This window comes from Paraburkholderia humisilvae (assembly GCF_902859855.1).
GTDB classification, from domain to species: Bacteria; Pseudomonadota; Gammaproteobacteria; order Burkholderiales; family Burkholderiaceae; genus Paraburkholderia; species Paraburkholderia humisilvae.
The window spans coordinates 134,085-153,471 of sequence record NZ_CADIKH010000014.1; the positions used below are offsets into that span (position 1 = coordinate 134,085).

The 19,387-nt window shown below is 63.1% G+C and carries 22 protein-coding genes and 1 tRNA gene; 10 read left to right on the forward strand and 13 right to left on the reverse strand.

The window, feature by feature from the left end; all coding sequences use genetic code 11:
• Positions 1–31: 31 nt before the first annotated feature.
• Genes HV796_RS16830 through ssuD form a run of 3 tightly spaced genes read right to left on the reverse strand, consistent with a single transcriptional unit; the run spans position 32 to position 3,053 of the window.
• Complete coding sequence (locus HV796_RS16830; RefSeq protein ID WP_175227641.1) at positions 32–1,069, reverse strand: ATP-binding cassette domain-containing protein; 1,038 nt, start codon at positions 1,067–1,069, stop codon at positions 32–34.
• On the reverse strand, positions 1,066–1,878 hold the full coding sequence (ssuC, locus tag HV796_RS16835) for an aliphatic sulfonate ABC transporter permease SsuC (protein ID WP_377693562.1): 813 nt from the start codon (positions 1,876–1,878) through the stop codon (positions 1,066–1,068). The genes HV796_RS16830 and ssuC overlap by 4 nt, the downstream gene beginning before the upstream one ends.
• A gap of 17 nt (positions 1,879–1,895) precedes the next feature.
• Entirely contained in the window at positions 1,896–3,053 is a 1,158-nt protein-coding gene (gene ssuD / locus HV796_RS16840; protein ID WP_175227642.1) for an FMNH2-dependent alkanesulfonate monooxygenase, read from the reverse strand.
• Positions 3,054–3,614: 561 nt separating this feature from the next.
• Here ssuD and HV796_RS16845 point away from each other — a divergent pair.
• Positions 3,615–4,040 carry a hypothetical protein gene (locus tag HV796_RS16845; protein ID WP_175227643.1) on the forward strand — a complete coding sequence of 142 codons (426 nt, stop codon included), beginning with the start codon at positions 3,615–3,617 and terminating at the stop codon, positions 4,038–4,040.
• Positions 4,041–4,110: 70 nt separating this feature from the next.
• Here the strand turns inward: HV796_RS16845 and HV796_RS16850 are convergent, their stop codons facing one another.
• Positions 4,111–5,241 carry an enoyl-CoA hydratase/isomerase family protein gene (locus HV796_RS16850; RefSeq protein WP_175227644.1) on the reverse strand — a complete coding sequence of 377 codons (1,131 nt, stop codon included), beginning with the start codon at positions 5,239–5,241 and terminating at the stop codon, positions 4,111–4,113.
• Positions 5,242–5,378: 137 nt separating this feature from the next.
• Complete coding sequence (locus HV796_RS16855; RefSeq protein WP_175227645.1) at positions 5,379–6,077, reverse strand: TetR/AcrR family transcriptional regulator; 699 nt, start codon at positions 6,075–6,077, stop codon at positions 5,379–5,381.
• Between the two features lie 148 nt (positions 6,078–6,225).
• On the opposite strand from HV796_RS16855, the gene HV796_RS16860 reads away from it, so the two are divergent.
• A complete protein-coding gene (locus HV796_RS16860; RefSeq protein WP_175227646.1) occupies positions 6,226–7,218 on the forward strand; it encodes an NAD-dependent epimerase/dehydratase family protein in 993 nt (330 codons plus the stop codon).
• 80 nt (positions 7,219–7,298) lie between these two features.
• Here the strand turns inward: HV796_RS16860 and HV796_RS16865 are convergent, their stop codons facing one another.
• Together HV796_RS16865 and HV796_RS16870 are read right to left on the reverse strand one after the other, a co-directional pair.
• The gene (locus tag HV796_RS16865) at positions 7,299–7,586 is read right to left on the reverse strand and encodes a DUF1488 family protein (protein ID WP_175227647.1); all 288 of its coding nucleotides are present in this window, start codon (positions 7,584–7,586) and stop codon (positions 7,299–7,301) included.
• A gap of 151 nt (positions 7,587–7,737) precedes the next feature.
• Positions 7,738–8,013 carry a hypothetical protein gene (locus HV796_RS16870; protein WP_175227648.1) on the reverse strand — a complete coding sequence of 92 codons (276 nt, stop codon included), beginning with the start codon at positions 8,011–8,013 and terminating at the stop codon, positions 7,738–7,740.
• Between the two features lie 314 nt (positions 8,014–8,327).
• On the opposite strand from HV796_RS16870, the gene HV796_RS16875 reads away from it, so the two are divergent.
• Positions 8,328–8,576, forward strand: coding sequence for a hypothetical protein (locus tag HV796_RS16875; RefSeq protein ID WP_343052910.1), 249 nt, complete (start codon positions 8,328–8,330; stop codon positions 8,574–8,576).
• Positions 8,577–8,679: 103 nt separating this feature from the next.
• Entirely contained in the window at positions 8,680–9,072 is a 393-nt protein-coding gene (locus HV796_RS16880) for a hypothetical protein (protein ID WP_246355899.1), read from the forward strand.
• Positions 9,073–9,127: 55 nt separating this feature from the next.
• Here HV796_RS16880 and HV796_RS16885 read toward each other — a convergent pair whose 3' ends face one another.
• A complete protein-coding gene (locus HV796_RS16885; protein WP_175227649.1) occupies positions 9,128–9,460 on the reverse strand; it encodes a DMT family transporter in 333 nt (110 codons plus the stop codon).
• A 10-nt stretch (positions 9,461–9,470) separates the two neighbouring features.
• Complete coding sequence (locus HV796_RS16890) at positions 9,471–9,968, reverse strand: heme-degrading domain-containing protein (protein WP_175227650.1); 498 nt, start codon at positions 9,966–9,968, stop codon at positions 9,471–9,473.
• A gap of 236 nt (positions 9,969–10,204) precedes the next feature.
• Between HV796_RS16890 and HV796_RS16895 the strand changes: the two genes are divergently transcribed.
• Positions 10,205–10,281 (forward strand) — tRNA-Met (locus tag HV796_RS16895).
• A gap of 274 nt (positions 10,282–10,555) precedes the next feature.
• Here HV796_RS16895 and HV796_RS16900 read toward each other — a convergent pair.
• Together HV796_RS16900 and HV796_RS16905 are read right to left on the reverse strand one after the other, a co-directional pair.
• Positions 10,556–10,744 carry a hypothetical protein gene (locus HV796_RS16900; protein ID WP_175227651.1) on the reverse strand — a complete coding sequence of 63 codons (189 nt, stop codon included), beginning with the start codon at positions 10,742–10,744 and terminating at the stop codon, positions 10,556–10,558.
• Between the two features lie 193 nt (positions 10,745–10,937).
• A complete protein-coding gene (locus HV796_RS16905; RefSeq protein ID WP_175227652.1) occupies positions 10,938–11,111 on the reverse strand; it encodes a hypothetical protein in 174 nt (57 codons plus the stop codon).
• 248 nt (positions 11,112–11,359) lie between these two features.
• On the opposite strand from HV796_RS16905, the gene HV796_RS16910 reads away from it, so the two are divergent.
• The 4 genes from HV796_RS16910 to HV796_RS16925 all read left to right on the forward strand — a co-directional run bounded on the left by HV796_RS16910 (position 11,360) and on the right by HV796_RS16925 (position 14,820).
• The gene (locus tag HV796_RS16910; protein WP_175227653.1) at positions 11,360–11,905 is read left to right on the forward strand and encodes an NUDIX hydrolase; all 546 of its coding nucleotides are present in this window, start codon (positions 11,360–11,362) and stop codon (positions 11,903–11,905) included.
• An 11-nt stretch (positions 11,906–11,916) separates the two neighbouring features.
• A complete protein-coding gene (gene aat, locus HV796_RS16915) occupies positions 11,917–12,654 on the forward strand; it encodes a leucyl/phenylalanyl-tRNA--protein transferase (RefSeq protein WP_175227654.1) in 738 nt (245 codons plus the stop codon).
• Positions 12,655–12,828: 174 nt separating this feature from the next.
• The gene (locus HV796_RS16920) at positions 12,829–13,650 is read left to right on the forward strand and encodes an arginyltransferase (protein ID WP_175227655.1); all 822 of its coding nucleotides are present in this window, start codon (positions 12,829–12,831) and stop codon (positions 13,648–13,650) included.
• Positions 13,651–13,782: 132 nt separating this feature from the next.
• Positions 13,783–14,820, forward strand: coding sequence for a quinone-dependent dihydroorotate dehydrogenase (locus HV796_RS16925; RefSeq protein WP_175227656.1), 1,038 nt, complete (start codon positions 13,783–13,785; stop codon positions 14,818–14,820).
• A 102-nt stretch (positions 14,821–14,922) separates the two neighbouring features.
• On the opposite strand, the gene HV796_RS16930 is transcribed toward HV796_RS16925, so the two are convergent.
• Positions 14,923–15,909: a Gfo/Idh/MocA family protein gene (locus tag HV796_RS16930; RefSeq protein WP_175227657.1), complete on the reverse strand. Its 987-nt coding sequence runs from the start codon at positions 15,907–15,909 to the stop codon at positions 14,923–14,925.
• A gap of 96 nt (positions 15,910–16,005) precedes the next feature.
• On the reverse strand, positions 16,006–16,722 hold the full coding sequence (locus tag HV796_RS16935) for a FadR/GntR family transcriptional regulator (protein WP_175227658.1): 717 nt from the start codon (positions 16,720–16,722) through the stop codon (positions 16,006–16,008).
• 1,335 nt (positions 16,723–18,057) lie between these two features.
• Here HV796_RS16935 and HV796_RS16940 point away from each other — a divergent pair.
• A complete protein-coding gene (locus tag HV796_RS16940; protein WP_134194795.1) occupies positions 18,058–18,792 on the forward strand; it encodes a Crp/Fnr family transcriptional regulator in 735 nt (244 codons plus the stop codon).
• Positions 18,793–19,387: the final 595 nt, after the last annotated feature.

Consider the following 19,387-nt stretch of genomic DNA (forward strand, 5'->3'; position numbering starts at 1 on the left):
TCGATCAATCGAATCGGACATGACGTGGCGTCTAAACAGCCCAGCGGATTTGCGTCAGCCTTACCGGCGACGCGGCTTGCGGCTCGACGTGCGCGTCGTCGTGCGCATGCAGCGCGGCCGCGCCGCTATCGACGTCGCGTTTGAGCACCCGCCGCAGCACGCGGTCTTCGAGGCTCGCGAAGCCTGCGGATGCGCGTGCGCGCGGTCGCACCAGCGGCACCGGCAAGTCGAGCGCAATGCGTCCCTCGTCGATCAGCAGAACGCGATCGGCCAGCGCGACGGCCTCCTGCACATCATGCGTCACGAGCAGCGCGGTGAAACGATGCTCGCGCCACAAGCGCTCGATGAGCGCGTGCATTTCAATGCGCGTGAGCGCATCGAGCGCGCCGAGCGGTTCATCGAGCAGCAACAATTGCGGTCGATGGACCAGTGCGCGCGCGAGCGCCACGCGTTGACGCTGGCCACCCGACAGTTGCGCGGGCCAGTCGTTGGCGCGTTCGATCAGCCCGACTTCGGCCAGCACCGCGCGCGCATCGTCGCGCGCGCGGCGGCCAAGACCCAGCAGCACGTTTTGCTGCACGGTCTTCCACGGCAGCAGCCGCGCGTCCTGGAACATGATGCGCGTGTCGAAACGCGCGCCATTTGACGCGCCTGATTCGCCGTCTTCGGCTCGCTTGTCGACGCGGCCGGCCGTTGGCGTCTCAAGGCCCGCGACCAAACGCAGCAGCGTCGACTTCCCGCAACCGCTGCGCCCGACGATCGACACAAAACTGCCGCGTTCGATCGACAGATCGAAATCCGCGAGCACCGTGCGCTCACGATACTGTTTGCGTACCCCGCGCAACTCGACGGAATAGTCTTCGAAGCGCCGTTCCGTGCGTTCGCGCAGCAACGCGCGATGGGCCGGCGCAGGCCGCGGTGCCTGACCGGGCATGCGCGCATGTGAACCTGAGTCCGCCGCGTGCGCCTGCCCCGCATCCGCTTCGCGCGTACGCCACTGCTCGAGTTCCGCCTCGAGATCCGCGCCGGCAATGCCGCTAAACGACGTCGAAAAGCCTGTCGCACTCATACCTTCGTTCCTCGTTGATAAGCGGGATGCCAACGCAACGTCGCACGTTCGAGCCCCTTTGCGAGCAGATCCGCAAGCTTGCCGAGCGCCGCATACAGCAGGATGCCGACGACCACCACATCGGTTTGCAGAAACTCGCGTGCGTTCATCGTCATATAGCCGATGCCCGACTGCGACGAGATCGTCTCAGCGACAATCAGCGTGACCCACATCAGCCCGAACGCGAAACGCACGCCAACGAGAATCGATGGCAGCGCGCCGGGCAGAATCACATCGCGATAGAGCGCTAGGCCCTTCACGCCGTAGCTGCGCGCCATCTCGATCAGATTCGCATCGACTGAACGGATGCCATGGAACGTGTTCACATAGATCGGAAAAAACACACCGAGTGCGACCAGAAACACCTTCGCCTCTTCCTCGATGCCGAACCACAGAATGACGAGCGGGATCATCGCGAGCGCGGGAATATTGCGGATCATCTGCACGGTCGAGTCGAGTGCGATTTCGGCCGGCCTGAACAGCCCGGTTGCGAGCCCCAGCGCGAAACCGATACCGCCGCCGAGCGTAAAGCCCGACACGGCGCGCCACGTACTGACTTTCACGTCGGCCCACATTTCGCCGGAGCGGATCAGCGACCACGCGGCTCGCACCACCGCCAGCGGCTCGGGTAGCACGCGCGTCGACAGCACGCCGCTTTTCGCCGCGAACTCCCATGCGAGCAGGATCGCGAGCGGCACGAGCCATGGCGCGACGCGCCGACCATATGACGCGGCAAGCCCAGCTTTATCAACGGCCATGACGGTAGACATCAACGCGTCCTCCCTGCTCAGCTTTGCGCAGCCTGCGGCGCATAGTGGTTGCCGACAATCTCGCCGAACGGCCCCGACAGCGGGCCACTCGCGCTCGCACGCTGCCGCCCCGGCAGCAGCGGAAACACGAGCTCGGCGAAGCGATAGGATTCCTCCAGATGCGGATAGCCGGACAAAATGAACGTCTCGATACCCAGCGACGCGTACTCCTCCATCCGCTCCGCGACCTGCTGCGGACTGCCGACGAGTGCGGTGCCCGCGCCGCCGCGTACGAGACCGACGCCCGCCCACAGGTTCGGATATACCTCGAGCTCCTTGCGGCTGCCGCGCTTGCCGCCGTGCAACGCGGCCATGCGGCGCTGCCCTTCTGAATCCATCCTGGCGAACGACGCCTGCGCGCGCGCGATGGTCTCGTCGTCGAGCCGGCTGATCAGCCTGTCGGCGGCGGCCCACGCTTCCTCCTCGGTCTCGCGCACGATCACGTGCAAACGAATCCCGAAGCGGATCTGCCGGCCGTGCTGCGCCGCGCGGTGGCGAATCTCCGCGATCTTCCGTTCGACCGCGGCCGGTGGCTCACCCCAGGTCAGATAGGTGTCGATATGCTCGCCCGCGACCTCGTAGGCGGCCGGCGACGAGCCGCCGAACCACAGCGGCGGATGCGGCTCCTGCACTGGCGGATAGAGCAGCTTGCCGCCCTTCGACTGCAGATGCTTGCCGACAAAGTCGACCGACTCGTTGCGATGGGCGCCCGTGAGCAGCCCGCGCCAGATGCGCAGAAATTCGTCGGTGATTTCATAGCGCGTATCGTGATCGACGAACAGCCCGTCGCCTTCGAGCTCGGCCGTATCGCCGCCGGTCACGACGTTGATCAGCAGACGCCCGCCCGAGAGCCGGTCGAAGGTCGCCGCCATGCGCGCCGACAGACCCGGCGACGCAATGCCGGGGCGAATCGCGACGAGGAACTTGAGCCGGCGCGTGACCGGGATCAGGCTCGACGCGACGACCCACGCGTCTTCGCACGAGCGTCCGGTGGGCAGCAGCACGCCTTCATAGCCCAATGTGTCCGCGGCGCTCGCGATCTGCTGGAAATAGTTGTAGTCCGCGGCGCGCGCGCCGTCGGACGTGCCGAGATAGCGGGTGTCGCCATGCGTGGGAATGAACCAGAACACGTTCATCTGATACTCCTGCCTGCCAGATCGAGTGGTTGAATAAAGCACGCCGGGCAACGTCCGCCCGCACGCAGCCCCGCGCGATGTGCAAGCGCGTCCGGACCGCGCGCCGCGCGGCCTGGGGGGTCAAACATGGGTCCAGCGTGAAAGGAGAAGCAGGCGCCGCGCTAACAGCGCAGCCGCAAGCGCGTGGGCACTCCGGCAATGCTTGCGTGATCGGGTATCGGACAGGACATCGCGACAGCTTCCTTCGAGAAAGACGCGCAGCGGCTGCGCGGCGTGAAGACCAGTGACGGCGCAAACGCCATCTGCATCGGAAAACAGTCTAGGGAGCGGGCCGCGGGATGAGAACGATTTTTTTGAGCTTAGGTTTTCCGCATTCGTGATTTGACTGGCGCCGCCTGCCACCGCCAGACAGCGCCTGAAACCACCGGACGCCGCGGGTGCGTCCGCTTGCATGGTTGCAACAGCATGCGCATCGAATTATCGAGGCCGTCGATATAATGACGCACGTTTTCCGACAATCTCGCATGGCCGCGCTGGCCTTGCCTCTCGCGTGTGCGATCGATGCAAAAACTGATTCTGCCGTTTGTGTCCGGATTTCTCGCGTCGCTGTTTTTCCATGACGCGACGCTCGCGCTGCTGCACGCGGCCGGCATGATCGACGTGAGCGGCTTTTCGACCGCTCCATTCGCCCCGCTCGGGATACCGGAATTTATCGCGAACGCGATCTGGAGCGCGGTGTGGGGCGTGCTGATGGCGTGGCTGCTACGCGTGTCGCCCGACAGGACCGCGCCATGGGTGCCCGCGTTCGTGTTCGGCGGCATCGTATTGACGGCGGGCAGCGTGTTCGTCGTCGACCCGATCCGCGGCATCTGGCCCACAGGCAATATGCTGCCGCGACTGGCGGTCGGCTTTGCCGCGAATGCGATGTGGGGCTGGGGCGCGCTAGTGTTCATGCGCGCGTTCATGGCGCGCGACGGCGAATCGTAAGCGTCCCGCGCTGGCCCGCGACCGTGTGCCTGTTATGCGGGCGCGTTGTGCGTGCACACCGACCGGCCAGTCAGCCCTCGAGGTCGCGCAGCGGGTGCTCGCCGGCCGGCCACGGGCTGTCGAACATCTGCGCGACATCGTCCGCCGGCACGTCTTCGATACGCGCGAAACGCCAGTTCGGCCGATTGTCCTTGTCGATGATGCGCGCGCGAATGCCTTCACTAACGTCGCCGCGTTCGAAAGACGAGCGCGTCAGATCCAGATCGCGCCTCAAACAATCCGCCATCGTGCCTTCGGCGCGCGTCACCACTTCGAGCGACACCGCCATCGCGAGCGGCGAGCGCTCGCGCAACACCCCAGCGACCTGCTCTGCCCAGTCCGCATTCGCGCAATCGCCCTCGGCGTCAAGCGACGCGATGATCTGTCCGACATTGGGCAGTGCGAAGTGCGTGTCGATCAGCGCACGCGCGTCGGCAAGGGCCGACGTGTCTGGCGTCGGGACGACCTTATAGGCCGCCGCTTCACGCGATACACACGCCACCACATCCGCGCCCCGCTCAAACACTTCCGTTTTCAGCCGATCGAGCAGCGCAGGGATCGCGTCGTCCTCGAGGTAAACATCGGCCAACCCGGCATAAAGCGCGTCCGCCGGCCCCAGCGATTCGCCGGTGACCGCGAGATAGCGCCCGATTGCGCCAGGCGTGCGCGCGAGAAACCAGCCCACGCCGACATCCGGAAAGAGACCGATGCGCGTCTCCGGCATCGCCATGCGCGTGGACGTCGTCACGACGCGCAGCCCGCCGGTGCGATACGCGCCCTGCGAAATGCCCATGCCGCCCCCCATCACGATGCCGTTCATCAACGCGATATACGGCTTCGGATACGAGAAGATCGCATGGTCCAGCCGGTATTCTTCGATAAAGAAGGTATCGAGCGCGTCACGGTCGCCGCGCCGATGCGCGTCGTACAGGAAGCGGATATCGCCACCCGCGCAGAGTGCCCGCGGATGCAGGCTGCGCAGCACCACCGCGAGCACGTTGGGATCGTTGCGCCAGGTGTCGAGCGCCGCATGCATCGTACGGATCATGCTGGTGGTCAGCGCGTTCAGCGCCTGGGGTCGATCGAGTTCGATGAAGCCGATGCGATTCGCGACGTAGGTCGCGACTTCTTCGCTGGCGGCGAGCGGTTCAATGGTTGGCATGGCGAATAAGGCAGACAAATATAACAATCGGCAGCGTGAACGGTAACACGCGCTCGCGGTATGCAATATGACGGGCCGCTTGCAACGCAGCGGCGCCCCGTCGATGCACACGCCCCGCGGCACCGCGACGCGCCGGCTCAAGTATCCGGCGTCTTCTTCTTTGCCGCGGATGCCCGCGTGTCCCCCGCGCGCTTACGCGGCTTTGCGGCGTCGGCTGTGCGCACAGCATGCGCGCCGAGCCAGGCATCAAGCGCGGCATCGACGACGGTATCGAGCGGCGCACGCGGAAAGACCGGACACGTCAGCCGTAACGCGACGATGCCATGCATCGTCGCCCACAACGCCTCGGTCCACACCTCGCTGTCGGCCGACCCAGGCAGCCGGCCCTGCGCCTTCAGTTCATCGAGCGCATCGGCCACCCGCCGGAACGACGCGTCGCCCGCGTCGTCGCCCGCCTCGCGCGCGCTCGCGAAGGCCGCGCCGACGTAGGTCGGGTCTTCCATGAAGATCAGCCGGTACGTCTCCTGATGCGCGATGCCGAACGCCACATACGCACGCCAGATCGCCTTCAGGCGTTCCGCCGGGTCCGCTACCGACAGGTGCGGTTGCAATGTATCGAGCAGTTGCGCGTAGCCTTCCGTGCACAACGCGCGCGCGATTTCATCACGATTCTCGAAATGCAGGTACAGCGTGGCCGGCGAATATTCGATCGCATCGGCAATCTTGCGCATCGACAGCGCAGCAAAGCCTTCGCGCATCACGATGCGACGCGATGCATCGAGGATGCGCTCGCGCAATGCCTGCTTCTGACGATTTTTCCGTTCAGCGATTCCCATGGCACGCATTTTCAGGTTGACAAACTGAAAAGTCAAATTAAACTTAACACCGTTTACTGAACAGTGTTCATCTGCTGCTCCCCGCAGAGCAAGCGGGATGGCGAACAAACCGCGTCACCGTTGTCGGCGCAGCTATCGGGAGGTTGTCATGGAAAACGCTCACCACATTGCGGCCCGTATCGGCCTGTTCGGGGCCGCCGGCGGAGCAGGCCGGAGCATCGCCGCGGCGCTCGGCGCAAGCGGCGTGCGCTATCGCGCGATCGGCCGTTCGCGGCAGGCACTCGAAGCGGCGTTTGGCGACGATCCACACGCGGATATCGCGATCTGGCGTCCGGACGACCCTTCATCGGTCGCGGCCGCGGCGGCCGGCCTGCAAACCGCGGTCTATCTGGTCGGCGTACCCTACGATCGCTTCGCGATGCATCCGCCGTTGATGCGCACTACGCTTGCGGGACTCCATGCGGCCGGCGTCGAAAGGCTGATTCTGATCGGCACGGTCTATCCGTATGGCCGGCCGCAGCACAATCCGGTCACGGAGGCACATCCGCGCGAAGCTCACACTTTCAAGGGCCGCATGCGGCTTGAGCAGGAAGATCTTGTCCTGAACGCGCATGGCCGCAATGGCCTCAATACGCTTGTGCTGCGCTTACCTGATTTCTATGGTCCAGACGTCGAGCGCAGCTTTCTGCACAGCGTATTCGAAGGCGCGGCACGCGGCGAACGCGCACAGTTGATTGGCCCGATCGACACGCCGCACGAGTTTATATTCATGCCCGATCTTGGGCCGGTCGTCGCTGCGCTCACACGTACGCCTGCGGCCTATGGGCGCGTGCTTCATCTCGCGGGTGCGGGCACGATCACGCAGCGTGAAGTTGCGGCGCGCGCCTATGCGCTGGCCAGCCGCGAACCCAAGCTGATGGTCGCGGGCAAGACCATGCTGCGCGTGCTGGGCCTTTTCAATCCGCTGATGCGGGAACTGGTGGAAATGCACTACCTGCTCACCGACCCGATCGTGCTGGACGATTCAGCGCTGCAGGCACTGATCGGTCCGATCAGCAAGACGTCCTACGACGAAGGTATTCGGCTTGCTTTCGCCGCGGCAAAGCGGACGCTGAACCAGCGGGCACCGGCTAGCGTGTAGCGCGCGCCGCGCCACATCGATCGCTTCGGGTACCCGCCGGGCGACGCCGACGTTTTTTACATGCGGCTGCGAACCTGCTTTCAGGACCCGACGATGTTGCCGGGCGGAAAGTGCCCGCTCTTGAGCAGCACGGGTGTGCCGTTGCTGATCTGCAAATGCTCGCGCGCGACAGCTTCGATGCGCGGGCGGCCCTCGTCGAATGCGCGTATCCAGCCGTCGCGGTCTTCGGGCCGCGCCCCGAAGTGATCTTCGAGTGCTTCGACCGAAATCGCGCACGGCACCGGCTCGCCATTGACCAGCGCACGAAATACGACGGTCAGATTCGAATCGCGGTACGCGGGCGCGTCCGCGGGAAAGCGGATGTCCATGTTCGTCTCATCTGAATGATCGTGCAAAAGCCCTGATATCCACCCGGCGGTCGGATCGAGCTCATTTGGGCTATATGGTACTCGTCCGCACCACACACGGTGCGACCTCGCCGCTCGCTTTGCCACGCGGGACGCCGCGCTGGACAGACGTTCACGACGCTTGCAGCAGACGGTCGATGTAGGCGCGCGCGGACGCTTCGACATGTTCGAGTGCGGCCTCTTCGGTCGCGAAACGCTGTTCATCGCCGAGCTCGAGCAGTGTCTCGATGCGATGCGGGTCGTCGGGGCCACGTTGTGAAAGGCTGACCGAACCGACATAGATGCCGTTCATCGCTCCCGGTTGCGACACCGTTTCGTGCGCATTGACGAGCCGCGCGGCCGCGCTGATGTAGTAGCCGCGATAAGGTCCGCTGACGCGTTCTGCCATTTCAACCTCCGTTTTGCTGGGGCGGTGCCGCGCGGCGGCAAAGCGCCGGCGATCGTGCAAAAATCGTGCGGCGAGCGGTTTCGACTACCTCGATTGCACGCATTGATCATGGTATAAGGCGCCTGCAAGGAAAATTAGTTCGGCACGATCTATAGCAGGCACGACGCAAACGCCGCATTGCGATGCACTAGTTGGCCGCCCATCTGTCGAACTGGCGGGCCAGAGGGTTGCCGGACGGCTGCGAACAGTCGTGCACCTCGCGTACCCGATGGGACGAACCACGAAATGCCTCAATACACGCCGCGCGTATTGTCATGCGCAACGACGTGACATCTGAACACCACCCGAACTGTCGACTCCGCAATATGGGAAAATATTTCCTTCGTGACATTGAAGTCACCGAACCCGATGCAGCCCGCGCATGGTTCTCCTACGCGGGAGCGCACGGCATCGAAGTGCCGAAAGCAATCAGCATCTGGGAAGATGCGTCAAGCGAAGAAGGCTTTGAAAGCCGGCGCATGGTCGGCGATGCGGGTATTCGCGTTGAACCCGGCATAGGCTGATACGCGACGCAGCGTCCGCCGCGTGCGCAGCCGGTACGCGACTCGCACGGACAACGGCGGCACAGCATCGCCGCGTACTCATATTCAACACAGAGGAAATGTCATGAAGCACCCCACGACGCGCTTGCGCCCGTCCCGATCCTTTTTTGCCCAGGCACGATTGCATCGGGCGTCATGGCGTCCGGCGCACTTGCGCGCCGCGCTGCTGCCCGGTCTCGCGTTGATCGCCGCGAGCCTCGGCGCCTGCGCGTCGTCGAACACGACATCGCTGATCAATCTGCCGAACGGCGAGACGGGCTTCGCGGTCAACTGCAGCGGCGCGGATGCGGGATCGAGCTGGGCCTCGTGCTATGTGCAAGCGGGCAAGGCGTGCGGCCCGACAGGTTATGACATCGTGTCCAAGGACAACGATGAAGGCGGCGCCGCGGGCGGCGGCATCACCAATGTCGTATCGGCGAACGTGAAAAACCGCTCGATGATCATCCGCTGCAAGTAAACATGATGCCGTGCGGTGGATGCGCCAACGCGGCCGCCGGCGCGCAAGCCGCGCGTTAGTGCGTCTGCACCTTCGAAAACAGATTGAGCACGACCACGCCGGCGATGATCAGCCCAAGCCCGGCCATGGCGGGCAAATCCGGCACCTGTTTGTACATGACGAGCGCGACTAGCGTGATCAGCACAATGCCGACACCTGACCAGATCGCGTAGACAATGCCCACGGGAATGCTCTTTAGCGTGAGCGACAGCATATAGAACGACACGCCGTAGCCGAACACCACCACAACGGCCGGCAACCATCGTGTAAAGCCATCTGATGCGCGCAGCGCAGATGTGGCGATAACTTCGGCAACGATCGCGATAGCGAGCAATAGGTACGGAGGCAACCGCATCGCGTCAGGCCCTTGCAAGCGAGAGCTTGCCGTAGTCCTGATCGAGTTGCGCACACAGTGCCTCGACAACCAGTTCATGATCCGAGCGTTGCGGCAATCCGGACACCGTCACCGAGCCGATCACGCCCGCGCCCGCCACGGTCAACGGAAACGCTCCGCCGTGTGACGCATAGTCCGCGACGGCGAGACCATGCTTGTCCGCAAGCGTCGCGCCGGTTTGCTGCAGTCGCAATCCGACCGCGTACGAGCTGCGCCGGAATTGCGCGACCACATTGCCCTTGCGGCGCGCCCATTCGACGTTGTCCGGTGTCGTACCGTCGAGCGCGCTGAAGAACAGCGGCTGGCCGAACGTGCGTATGTCGATCACGAGCGCCAGCCCGCGGGCTTTCGCGATTTCGCGCAGGTACGCGCCGAGTTGCCATGCGCGATCGGGATCGAATTGCGCAAACGCCAGCGCCTTTTCCTGGGCGGCGATCGTCTGCAGATCGTGAACGATGTCCATGTGTGACTGAATGGCAAAGAGGGGGAAACGCCGCGGCCGCGTGTCGCGCGGCACACCGCAGATTGAATTGCGATTCTAGCGCAGCCGCTATCGGGGTCCGGCACAACGTGGCCGGGATACACACGTCAGCGCATGAGTAACGCACACACGCGTACGCATTACGTGTCGCACATGTCGAAGTGAACAAAGGTATTGCACGAGGGCGGGGTTTGCCCTATAATCTTTTCTTCGACGGACGCGGGGTGGAGCAGTCTGGCAGCTCGTCGGGCTCATAACCCGAAGGTCGTAGGTTCAAATCCTACCCCCGCAACCAACGCTAGAAATTCATTTTCAGCGGTCGTTCAAACACGTTGCCTCTCTATCAAAGGGCTTGCCTCATTGGCAGGCCTTTTTTGTTTTTGACTCGACTTTTTCGGTCCAGATTGTCGCCAACAGACTGTTCCTAACTGCGGTTGACAACTGCGGTTGACAACTGCGGTTGACAACTGCGGCAGCCACCCGCGCGCGAATCGAGTCGCGATCTCATCCGCAGTCGTCGCACTCCGCTCACCGCCTTCGCCTGCTTCGCACGCCATTCCTGGTTCACGCTAAAAATCCTCCAGAACACCAAACAGCGCGGCGACACCCGCGACACTCAACATCAGGCGATTGGCTAACAGCAGCGCTTCGAGCAGCCAGTCCGAGAACAACGACGTTGCAAGAATGTACAATGGAAAAATGCACACGCCGTTGAAGACATCGGATGTGGTCGCCTTGCTAAAAAATCGCGGGTCCACCGACCTCCCCGACTGCGACCGACGACGTGATCGCGATGCACTGTGCCGCGTGGGCTGCGGGAGTTGACGCCGCCTCACATAGCGTGCAACCGCCCAGATCGCCCCAATCACGCACGAACAGTCGTCGACCCAATTACCATCGATACGTAGTCCGAATAAATCCATAGACAACACACAAAATACTCAAGCGCTCTTAAGCGGTGTGGAACAGCTTAAGCGAAGCCGCCGTTGCGCCGATGATTGCTCCGATGGGATGCAGATCGACTGACCGGTCGATCCACCCAAAGAAGACGCTCAAGGCAACGCCGCCGAACAACGCACAGTTGGCGACGCACCGAAGACGACGAAAGATGTTTTGATGTTTCATCACGCTCCCTGTTCAATCGATAAAAACTGGACGACGGTAGTAATCCTAACTCAACGCCTCCCACCATTCACGCAAATTGTCGCGCGCTAGCCGATCGGCCAGGGGATACCTTCGCCGTTGCCGCGCCCTCGATCTCGCCCGCTTGCTTCACCCACTTTTGCCGGCTCCAGGGACCCGCGCGAGCGTCGCGCATTCCTGAAATCCAACCCGGTGATAAACTCCCATCACCGATTTCCGTCCCTGTCCCCATGAAATTCTGTTCTGTCTGCGGCCACGCGGTCAGCGTGAGCATTCCGCCCGGCGACAACCGGGAACGCTTTGTCTGCGCGAACTGCGGCACCGTGCACTACCAGAATCCGCGCAATGTGGTGGGCACCGTTCCGGTGTGGGACGACAAGGTGCTGCTGTGCCGTCGCGCAATCGAACCGCGCTACGGCTACTGGACGCTGCCTGCGGGCTTCATGGAGATGGGCGAAACCACGTCGGAGGCGGCGGCACGCGAGACGCTCGAGGAAGCCGGCGCGCGCGTCGAAGTGCAAAGTCTGTTCACGCTCCTCAACGTCCCTCACGTGCATCAGGTGCATTTGTTCTATCTCGCGCGCTTACTCGACCTCGATATCGCCGCCGGCGAGGAGAGCCTCGAAGTCCAGCTCTTCGAAGAGCGCGACATACCGTGGGATGACATTGCGTTTCCGACCGTCGGCCAGACACTGCGATTCTTTTTCGCTGACCGCACTTCGGGTAGCTTCGGCCTGCACACCGGCGACATCTTCCGCTCGCTACGCGAAGGCTGAACGGCGCACGCATGGTCCCCTGGCTCGGCCCCGACGACCCGTTTCCAAGCGTTGAACGCGCGCTCGGCGAAACAAGCGGCGCACCGGGTCTGCTCGCCGCGAGTGCGGACCTGCTGCCGTCGCGCCTGATCGACGCCTATCGCCGCGGCATCTTCCCGTGGTACTCGGACGGCCAGCCCGTGCTGTGGTGGAGCCCCGACCCGCGGATGATCTTGCGGCCGCGCGAATTCAAGGTCTCGCCGTCGTTGCGCAAGACGCTCAAACGCATCGTACGCGCTGATGAATGGGAGGTGCGCGTCGACCACGACTTCGCCGCGGTGATGCGCGCCTGCGCGCAGGCGCCGCGCCGCGGACAGCGCGGCACATGGATCACCGCCGACGTGATCGACGCCTATTCGTCACTGCACCGGCGCGGCGATGCGCACAGCATCGAGACATGGTGCAACGGCACGCGTGTCGGCGGCTTGTATGGCGTGTCCTTCGGCCGGATGTTCTTCGGCGAATCGATGTTCGCCGAGGTAACCGATGCATCCAAGATAGCGCTCGCTGCACTCGTCGCGCACTTGCAACGCCACGAAATAGAAATGATAGACTGCCAGCAGAATACGTCGCATCTGGCGTCGTTGGGTGGCCGCGAGATCGCGCGCAAGGCGTTCGTCGCGCATGTACGCGCATCGGTCGATGCTACGCAGATTCCCTGGCGCTTCGACAAATCGGTACTGCTTGACCTCGCCCACCACGCGAGATAACGCAAATGGGTACGCAACTGCGGACTCAAATGCGGACACCTGCGCAGACGCAACGGCGCTCACACCCAATGTGTCAACCGCTATGCGTCCGCCGGATTGAGGACGCCTGATGCAAACCTGCCGGCTCGCCGCCGCGGGTTTGCAAGTGATAGAAACGTTTCGAGAGCTGCCAACGTGACTCATCCGAACGAGCTGCCGCTTTCACCCCTGTCCGCGCTGCAATTCTATGCAACGGCGCCTTACCCTTGCAGCTATCTGGACGGGCGCATCGCGCGCTCGCAGGTGGCCACGCCGAGCCACCTGATCAACTCCGACGTCTATACCGATCTCGTCAAGGCCGGCTTCCGGCGCTCCGGCGTGTTCACCTACCGGCCCTACTGTGACGGTTGCCGCGCGTGCATCCCGGTGCGCGTGCCGGTCGAGCAGTTCACGCCGAACCGCACCCAGCGCCGCGTACGAAAGCTGCACGGCGGTCTCGTCGCGAAGGTCACGCCGCTGCACTACGACGAAGAGCATTACGCGCTCTATATGCGCTACCAATCGGCGCGTCATGCGGGCGGCGGCATGGACCGCGACAGCCGCGACCAGTACGAGCAATTCCTGCTGCAAAGCAGGATCAACTCCCGGCTGGTCGAATTCCGCGAGCCCGTGCCGGAAGACGCTGCGCAGCCCGGCGCGCTGCGCATGATCAGCATGATCGACATCCTCGGTGACGGGCTGTCGTCGGTCTACACGTTTTTCGATCCGGATCAGCCACGCAGTAGCTTCGGCACCTACAACATCCTGTGGCAGATCGAGCAGGCACACAGCCTGAACCTGCCGTACGTGTATCTCGGCTATTGGATTCGGGAAAGCCCGAAGATGGCGTACAAATCGAACTACCGTCCGCTGGAAGGACTCGTCGACGGCAACTGGAAAGTGCTCGACCCGTCGAGCCCGGTCGTATCGAACATCGATGCCCCGACGCCACGCCGCCGCGGGCCGGTCTATCTGTAGGCCGCTGTCCGTACCCACGACCTGCTCGCACCGTCCCGCGCGGCCGCCGTGCGACCGGTCATCACCCGCTTGAAAGACGCGTGGCGCGTTGTCGTAAAATAGCGGGTTGCCATCTTCCGCTCACCGCCCTTCGTGTTCAGTTCTCTTTATCCGCTCGTACGCGCCCAACTCTTTCGCATGGACGCGGAAGACGCTCACCATCTGACGCTGCGCATGCTCGGCGCCGCCGGCCGCACCGGCGTCGCCAGCGCGCTCGCGGCGCGTGTGCCTGATGCGCCGCGCACGGTGATGGGCCTCGAATTTCGCAATCCGGTCGGCCTCGCGGCGGGCCTCGACAAGGACGGCGCTTGCATCGACGGACTCGCGGCGCTCGGTTTCGGCTTTATCGAAGTCGGCACCGTGACGCCGCGGGCGCAACCGGGCAATCCGCGGCCGCGCATGTTCCGTCTGCCGCAGGCGAACGCACTGATCAACCGGATGGGGTTCAACAACGCGGGCGTCGACCAGTTTGTCAGGAACGTGCAAGCCGCGCGTTATCGCGGCGTGCTCGGTTTGAATATCGGCAAAAATGCCGACACGCCGATCGAACGCGCGGCGGAAGACTATCTGTATTGCCTTGAGCGCGTGTATCCGTTCGCGAGCTATGTGACGATCAACATTTCGTCGCCGAACACGAAGAATCTTCGCCAGTTGCAAGGCGCGGACGAGCTCGACGCACTGCTCGCGGCGCTCAAGGAAAAACAGCAGAAGCTCGCCGACCTGCATGGCAAGCTCGTGCCGCTTGCGCTGAAAATTGCGCCGGATCTCGACGACGAACAGGTGAAGTCGATCGCCGATAGGGTGCTGCGGCACCGGATCGAAGGCGTGATCGCGACCAATACGACACTGTCGCGCACCGCGGTGACCGGTCTGCCGCATGCCGACGAGGCGGGTGGCCTGTCCGGCCGACCGGTCTTCGATGCATCCAACAACGTAATCCGCAGGCTGCGCAGCGAAGTCGGCGAGACGGTGCCGATTATCGGCGTCGGCGGCATCTTCTCCGGCGACGATGCGCAAGCGAAAATCGCGGCCGGCGCGTCGCTCGTGCAGCTTTACACGGGGTTCATTTACCGCGGGCCGTCGCTGGTCGCCGAGTGCGCGCAAGCGGTGGCGCGAGCGCGCACCGCATAGCGCGACGCCTGCGAACGCGATCAGACCGGATCAGTCAGCCGGCACAACCGCCGCCCGGGCTGCTCGCACGAGTGCCCTCGTCGCGTCGCCGCGCGGCCTCACTCATTCTCCTGCGAAGCGCAAGCCGAGCGCCGCGCGCGCCGCATCGGCCATCGCGATCATGTGCCGCGACGTCGCGTGCGGCATCACCGGGCTTTCCAGTTGCCCCGCGCGGACCAGTTCGCAAAAGTGCGCGGTCTCGTAGTTGAGGCCGCCGCCTTCGAATGGTTCGTCGAGTTCGACCACTCGCCCGTCGACATAGCGCACCGTCGCACGCACCGGGTTCCACCAGTTCTCGTGAATCGTCACATGGCCCGCGCTGCCGGCAATCAACGCGTCGCCTTTGCCGTGCAGGTCGAGGCCGCAGAAGAGCTGCGCGATGCCGCGCTCGTGACGGCAGTTCAGGCTCGCGAACGTATCGACACCGGTCGGCCCGAGCCGCCCGAGCGTTTGCACGTCGAGCGGCGCGCCAAGCCAGTCGACTGCCAGAAACAGTTCATAGATACCGATATCGAGCAGCGCGCCGCCCGCGTGCTCAAACGAAAAAGCCGGGTGATCGGCCGGCGCATTCGCAATCGAACAGCCGGCGCGCACCAACCCAACCTCGCCGATCGGATCCGCCGCGAGATGCGCGCGCAGCTTCCGGTACAGCGGATAGAACGGCGGCTTCATCGCTTCCATAAAGAGCCGTTGCGCACCGCGCGCCACACCCAGCACGTGGTCCAGCTGCGCCACGTTGATCGTCGCGGGTTTTTCGCAGAGCACGTGATGCCCCGCCCGCAATGCGGCCTGTGCGTATTCGGCGTGACTGTCCTGCAGCGTCGCGATATAGACCGCGTCAATCGCGCTGCCGAGCAGCGACTCGAAGCTGGCGCACGGCACGCAGCCCGGCGCCCCGCAATCGCGCGCGAACGCGTCGGTCGCGTCGCCTCGACGCGACCACACGGCAGCGAGCTGCGCGCCCGGCACGACCGCCAGACTCTGTGCAAAGCGGCGTGCAATACGGCCCGCGCCCACTATCCCCCAGCGAACCACCGTATCGTGACTCATCGGCTGATCGAATTCCGTCCCGTTGTGCAAAGCGCTATTGTCGCCGATGCACGGACGTTCGCTACGCCGATTACGCGGCGCGCAGCCTTGAGTCACTCACTCGTGCTTGCCGTTCGCCGGTATCGCATTGCCGATCTCATCCGCCGCGAAGTCGATCAGGTCGCGCGACGCGGCTTCCGCTTCAGCCGCGTCGTGGCGCTCGATCGCTTCGACGACGCGCGCATGCTTGCGAAGCACCTCGTCCCACACGCCCTGATTCGCGAGGATGAGCTGATTCGAAGCCGACAGTGCGCCACGCACGATCGCCGCCATCTGCTGGAAGAACTGGTTGCCGCTCGCGACGACGATCCGCGTATGCAACAGTTCGTCTGCGGCCTGATGCGCCGGATCGTCGGGACCAATCGACCGGAAGTTTTCGAACGCCTCGCGAATCGCCACGATATCCGCGGCATTCGCGCGTTGCGCAGCCTGCGCCGAGGCTCTCGGCTCGATCAGCATCCTGAACTCGATCACGTCACGCAGGAACGCCGGATCGGGCTTCGCGCGAAACCGCCAGTTCACGACATCTTCGTCGATCATCCGCCAGTCGCGCATCGGCCTGATGCGCGTGCCGATTTTCGGCCGCACGTCGAGCATATGGCGCGCGAGCAGCATCGACAGCGCCTCGCGCATCACGGTGCGGCTCACGTCGAACTCCTTCGACAGCACGTCTTGCGGCGGCAATACAGCGCCGTATTTTTCTTCGACGATCCCCGTGACGAGACCGTCCATTACCTTGCTGACGAGCGATCGCTCCTTCGTTCCCTGTTCCATGACTCACTCCCCGAATCGGCGTTCTGTGCCTGTTGATCACGCGCCCTTCAAGTGCCTTGTTGTCGTATTAATTTCGACACGTTGCTTCCTTCAATACCCACGCGCCAGTTAGGAAACGTCCTAACAGGGTTATCCCTCTGACGAATTGTTTCGTTCATGCAACGCGCAATGAAGCGAAGCAAAACTGGCGTGGGCACCCAAACGCCGGGCTGAAAATTTTGCATTGCCTGGCGTCCCCGAAAACAAACGTCTTGCAGCACCCGCGGTCGATTGGAACAGACGATTAACCGCATATTCTGTGCGAGGGGGCACACAGCCAGGCGTGATTGCTCGTACAACGCACATTGCGTGTGACGTATTTCTCAATGCAGCGCCGTGACCGGGTGAATTCGATATCGACAAAGCTCTATAACGACGACCGCGTTCGACGCGTCGTGACACGACAGGCGTGCGCGAAATGATGTGACAGGAGCATGCATCCGATGCAATCAGTGTGATCGATCACACGAATCTGGTCTGTCGAATAAGCACGCTAACTATTTCGTAATCCTAGATATCTATGCGATGAATACGCGGTGAAACCGAGCGGCACCCTTTTAACGGACTGAAGATATCAAGCCCATTACTCTGTTTAAAGTTGACGATACAAGCTCGGCATCGAACGTTGACAAGCTTTCGCTGCTGTCATTCGATGCGAACAGTGCGCTGGTGAACGGCGGATTCTCGCATCTTGCCGCAGGATGCGCCTGTGACGTACGTCGCGCCTCGCGGCGAGTGACGTAGGTGTCGGCGGTGGGCCAACAGCCGGAATTTTTCCGACTCGCGAAGCCGTTTTGCTCTCGCTTTTATGTGGGCAAGCACACATAAGCGATAGAACACAACTGAATCATTTCTGGCACACACCGGTCGCGAGCGAAACAGCGCCTGACTCACGCGTGCAGGGCTGCCCGGCCCCATGGGCGAAACCGCGATACACAAGAATAAATCCAATGATATCAATGGGTTGTGTCATACAAAATCAAAACATATACCCGCGTCCCTACGCCGCGGCCGTTTTACAGAATTGAAACAAAAACACCCATTTCGCCTCGCGCCTTCCCGTCGAAAGGTTCGTTGCACCGCATCAGTTCTCGTTTTGCGAACGCTTGGCATAGTCCTCGCTAAATGTGAGGCGCAGCACACATGCGAGGACGCAGACGGAACTTGGAGTCAGACGCGTACCGCATTACGGGGCCGCCCCCGCCACTCTCAGCCGCCCGACCGGCGGCGCAACACGAGGGACGCAGGGCCGGAATACAACAGAAGCCGCGAGCGGCTTCGATGCGAGGACCGATCATGTTAACCCTTCAATCCGATCTGCACGGCAACCACCTGCTGGGTGCTCTTCCGTCGCATGAATGGCAGGCGCTGGCGCCCCATCTCGAACTCGTGCATCTGCGCGCCGAGCAATTGCTGTGTGACTCCGCGCAGCGCATCCACCATGTCTATTTTCCGACCACCGCGATCATCTCGATGCTCTCGACGATGGAAGACGGCGGCTCGGTTGAGATTGCCGCAGTCGGCCGCGAAGGCATGACCGGGGTGCCGATCCTGACCGGCGGCGAAACGATGCCGAGCCGCGTGCAGGTGCAATCGGCAGGCTTCGCGTACCGGATGACCGCGCAGTGCCTGAAACAGCAGTTCGCGCGCTCGGACTTTCTGCGCCGCCTGATGCTGCTGTACATGCACGTGCTGCTCACGCAGGTCGCACAGACCGCCGCGTGCAACCGGCATCACTCGCTGAACCAGCAGTTGTGCCGTTGGCTGCTGATCGAGGTCGACCGCACGGCTTCGAATGAGCTGACCGTCACGCAGCAGTTGATTGCGGACATGCTCGGCGTACGCCGCGAAGGCATCACCGAAGCGGCCGGCAAGCTGCACAACGAAGGGCTGATTCATCACAGCCGCGGACATATCAAGGTGCTCGACCGCAAAGGTCTCGAATCGAAGGCCTGCGAATGCTACGGGCTCGTACGGCGCGAGTTTGACCGCCTGCTGCCGCGCCTGCGTCAGGCCGAAGCAGTGAGCTGAGGCGACGCCGCATTTGAAGCCGTGTGGCAAGTCGTCTCGATGTAACCGGATCAAAACAACGACAACAGCAGTCTTGAGTTTCCCGGGCGCTGCGCGCTGCCTGGACGCACACCGCAAGGGTGCGGGCGCGTGGATCGCTCAGTGGAAATGCTTCTCGCGATAGCAGAAGAACGGGGATCAGGCTGGCGGCAGCCACGGAAGGCTGCCGCCATGCTTGTCGGGCGCCGCGGTTTCAACGGTAAAGCGCCCGCGCATCGCTCCCTCATCCGCCGCAATCGACACATCGCATCGCTTCGCTTTACGCGTGACGTTGCGCAGTACCTCGCCTCGCCGGTGTGCCGATCACCCCATGCGAGCGCCCGTGCATCGCGCCGCATCGGTTCGATTCCGAACAGAGTCGGTAGCCAATAGCGCTTAGCTTCACGTACACGGGCCGTGCAGCCGGGACCACTCACGTCAGCACTCAGCACATCGGCCATATCGAACGCTGTTGCGTGGCCGATGATGTTCACGCACGCAACACGCGCAACACATCACGCGCCACCACATGGCAACGCCGCGCTCCGGCGCGACTGGCCATTTGCGGAGGGGAACA